A 3,426-nucleotide genomic window follows, 5' to 3' on the forward strand; every position below is an offset into this window, starting at 1 on the left:
CGTGGCGGCGGCCCGGGCGCTGGGCGGCCGGGACGCGGGCGCGCCCGCGCACGACCCCCTGGCCGAGTTGTTCGTGCGGGCGGCGGGCACGGAGTGGGTCGATCTGCTCGATGGCCGCGCCGCCGATCATCCGCTGCTGACACCGGAGTTCGGCGCCCAGTTCCAGCAGCATCAGATCGCGCGGACCCGGTACTTCGACGACTTCCTGGCCGCGGCCACCGCGGCGGGCATCCGGCAGGTCGTCATTCTGGCCGCCGGGCTGGACTCCCGCGCCTACCGGCTGACCTGGCCGCAGGGCACATCGCTCTACGAACTCGACCGCCCGCAGGTGCTGGCGTTCAAACGCGAGACCCTCGCCGCGGCCGGGCACGAGCCGGGCGCGCAACGCCACGAGGTCGCGGTGGATCTGCGCGAGGATTGGCCGAAGTCGTTGCGCGAGAGCGGCTTCGATCCTGCGCTGCCAACCGCGTGGCTGGTCGAGGGACTGCTGATCTATCTGACCCCGGCCGCGCAGGATCAGCTGTTCTCCCGGATCGCCGCGCTCAGCGCACCCGGCAGCCGGGTCGCGATCGAGCAGATGGATCCGCTGCCCGACGAGGCGGTCGCCGCGATGCGCGGCGGCGAGGATTCGGGCTCGGAGTGGGTGGGCATGATCTACAACGAGCCGCGCACCGACGCCACCGCCTGGTTCGGCGCGCAGGGGTGGAGCGGCGAAAAGATATATCTCACCGACTATCTGGCACGGCTCGGGCAGGTTGTGGTGACCGTGGGTCCCCAGCAGCAGTCGCTGATCAATCTGGTCACCGTCGTCCGCCCCGGATAGCTCGCAACCGCGTTGGCCACCGGGTTGCCGCGCTCCCCCACACGCGCGGCAATCCGGTCCGCATCGCGCCCCGTCCCCCGCCGACCGCACAGACACCGCACGAATCCCGGCCCGCCTCGGCCGCTTTCACGCCACGATTGCGACCCGATTGCCGGTAGGGTGTGCCACAGTGCAGGAGCGGAGGGGCGGCAGCACGCCCCCGGCGGTGGAGAGGCGGCGGCGGTGGAACTCGGCGCGGAATCGAAAACGCCGAAAGACGAACTCCCACAACCCCCTTCGTTCGGTTCGGCATTACGGCGACTGCGCGAGGAGCGCGGCCTCTCGCGCGAACGTCTGGCCTTCAACGCCGGGGTCAGCGCCAGCTATGTGACCAGCCTCGAGAAGGGCGACCGCGCCCACCCCACCCGCGAGGTGATCGAGGCGCTGCTGCGCTGCCTGGCGCGCCTGTCGGATCTCGAACCCGGCCAGCGTCGGCTGCTGTTCGATCTGGCCGGGCTGCCCGCCACCGAACTGCCCACCGTCGAGGACCTGCGCGCGGATCTGGGCCGCGGCATCCCGCGCGCGCTGGAACTCTACGAACCGCATCTGGCCGCCTACACCGATACCCGGCTCAACATCCTCTACTGCAATGCCAGCTTCGCGCAGGGGTTTCCGGGCCTGCGCGAGGACGGCAACCTGCTGCGTTGGATGCTCGGCAACCCCCTGGCCAAACAGGCCCTGGTGGAGTGGGATCGCGAGGTCCGGATCTCGGTGCAGTGGCTGCACGGCTTCACCGCCGAGCACACCGACCCGAGCTGGTCGGAGGAACTGCTGGCCGAGCTGGGACGCTATCCGCTGTTTCGGGAGCTGTGGTCGACCGCGCTGGCCCGCTACGAGCGCGAGCGCCCCATCATCCGGTTGCGCGATCACCGCACCGGGCAGCAGATGTCGATCGTGGGCCAGCTGTTCGGCGTGCCCAGCACCAGCTACCCGGGCCGGATCCAGATCTTCCTCGGGCTGCGGATGTGACCGTGGCTATGAGCGCGGCTCAGCGGGCGAGCGGCTGGTAGAACACCAGCCCGTTGCCCTTGTTGTCGTAGACGACCGCGCGGCGTTCGTGCGCGTCGTCGTAGGGTCCGCGCACGATGCCGCCGCCGCTGGCCTCCACGGCCTTGGCCGCGGCGTCCACATCGGCGGTCTTGATGCCGACGACGACCTGACCGTGGATCGGGTGGTCGACCGCGGTGGCCAAGGCCAGGGTGATCGCGCCGCCGTCGAGCGCCGCGAAGTGGGTGCCGTCGCGGAACTTCACCGGCATGCCGAGCGTCTCGCCGTAGAACTTGATCGATTCGTCCAGGTCATCGGTGGACAGGATGATCATCTTCACTTCGTGCTCGCTCAAGGAAACCTCCTGTGGCCTTGTCGTTTCCGACTATCGACGTGCTGGTTCCGTCTTGACAGTAGCGGGCCGGAAGCTGAGGGCGACCAGGAAGGTCAGCGCCGCGATCCCCGAGGCCACCGCGAACACGACCGTCATGCCGCCGACGAGGGCGTGCTGGGCGGTGCCGCCCGCACCCCGGGCCGCGGTGCCGAAGATGGTGACCAGCACGGCCAGGCCCAGCGCCGCGCCGGTCTGCTGCAGGGTCTGCAATGCGCCGCCCGCCGCGCCCGCCTCCTGGGGTTCGACATTCGACATGATGACCACGTTGAGCGGCGAAACCGACAGTCCGATACCGCATCCCAGCAGCAGCATGGCCGCGAACAGCAGCGGGAAGTAGCCGCTGTGGGTAGTCAGCGTGGTGAGCAGCGCCAGTCCCGCCGCCATCGACACCGCGCCGGTCATGGCCACCGGCCGCGGTCCGAAGCGCGCCAGCAGCCGCGGGATCAGCCGGACCATGGTGAACATCATGACGGCGGTCGGCAGGAAGGCGAAACCTGTTGCCAGCGCGCTCAATCCGAGCACGTCCTGCAGGTACTGGGTGAGGAAGAAGAACATCGACAGCCCCGCCATGGGCACCAGGAACATGTTGGCGTAGGCGGCGGCGCGATTGCGGTCGGTGAACAGTCCCAGCGGCAACAGCGGCTGGCGCGTACGGGATTCGATGGTCAGGAACGCGGCCAACAGGGCCGCACCGGCAGCGAGGCAGATATCGGTGGTCGCGTTGCCCCAGCCGTGCGCGGCGGCGCTGATGAAGCCGTAGGCGAGGGTGGCCACCCCGGCGGTCGCCGTGATCGCACCGGGCAGGTCGAGGTGGTGGTCGGGTTCCCGTTGCGCCGCAGGCAGATTCAGCAGGGCCAGCACCACGACCACCAGTCCGAAGGGCACGTTGATGAACAGCACCGAACGCCAGCTCAGCCATTCGGTCAGCAGCCCGCCGACGATGAGGCCGATGGCGAACCCGGCACTCGACATGCCGGAGAACCAGGCCAGCACGCGGACGCGGGTCTTGGGGTCGGGGAACGACGTGGTCAGCAGCGCAAGGGTATTGGGGGCGGCCATGGCCCCGCCGATGCCCTGCAAGACGCGGGCGGCCAGCAGCCATCCGGCGCTGGGCGCGAGTCCGCCCGCGAGGGAGGCGGCCGTGAACAGCGCCGCCCCGGCGATGAAGAGGGTGCGGCGGCCG

General features: G+C 69.9%; 4 protein-coding genes. 2 read left to right on the forward strand and 2 right to left on the reverse strand.

The features are described 5' to 3' along the window. Position 1 precedes the first annotated feature (1 nt). Together ACWELQ_RS41440 and ACWELQ_RS41445 are read left to right on the forward strand one after the other, a co-directional pair. Positions 2 to 823 (forward strand): SAM-dependent methyltransferase, encoded by an 822-nt coding sequence (locus ACWELQ_RS41440; protein ID WP_452402456.1) that lies wholly within the window; start codon positions 2 to 4, stop codon positions 821 to 823. 222 nt (positions 824 to 1,045) lie between these two features. After that, positions 1,046 to 1,831, forward strand: coding sequence for an MmyB family transcriptional regulator (locus ACWELQ_RS41445; RefSeq protein WP_452402457.1), 786 nt, complete (start codon positions 1,046 to 1,048; stop codon positions 1,829 to 1,831). A gap of 19 nt (positions 1,832 to 1,850) precedes the next feature. On the opposite strand, the gene ACWELQ_RS41450 is transcribed toward ACWELQ_RS41445, so the two are convergent. Continuing rightward, positions 1,851 to 2,204 carry a VOC family protein gene (locus tag ACWELQ_RS41450; RefSeq protein ID WP_452402458.1) on the reverse strand — a complete coding sequence of 118 codons (354 nt, stop codon included), beginning with the start codon at positions 2,202 to 2,204 and terminating at the stop codon, positions 1,851 to 1,853. A 30-nt stretch (positions 2,205 to 2,234) separates the two neighbouring features. Continuing rightward, positions 2,235 to 3,426: MFS transporter (locus ACWELQ_RS41455; RefSeq protein ID WP_452402459.1), on the reverse strand; the 1,192-nt coding region annotated here is incomplete at its 5' end.

The organism is Nocardia sp. NPDC004722 (genome assembly GCF_053601505.1).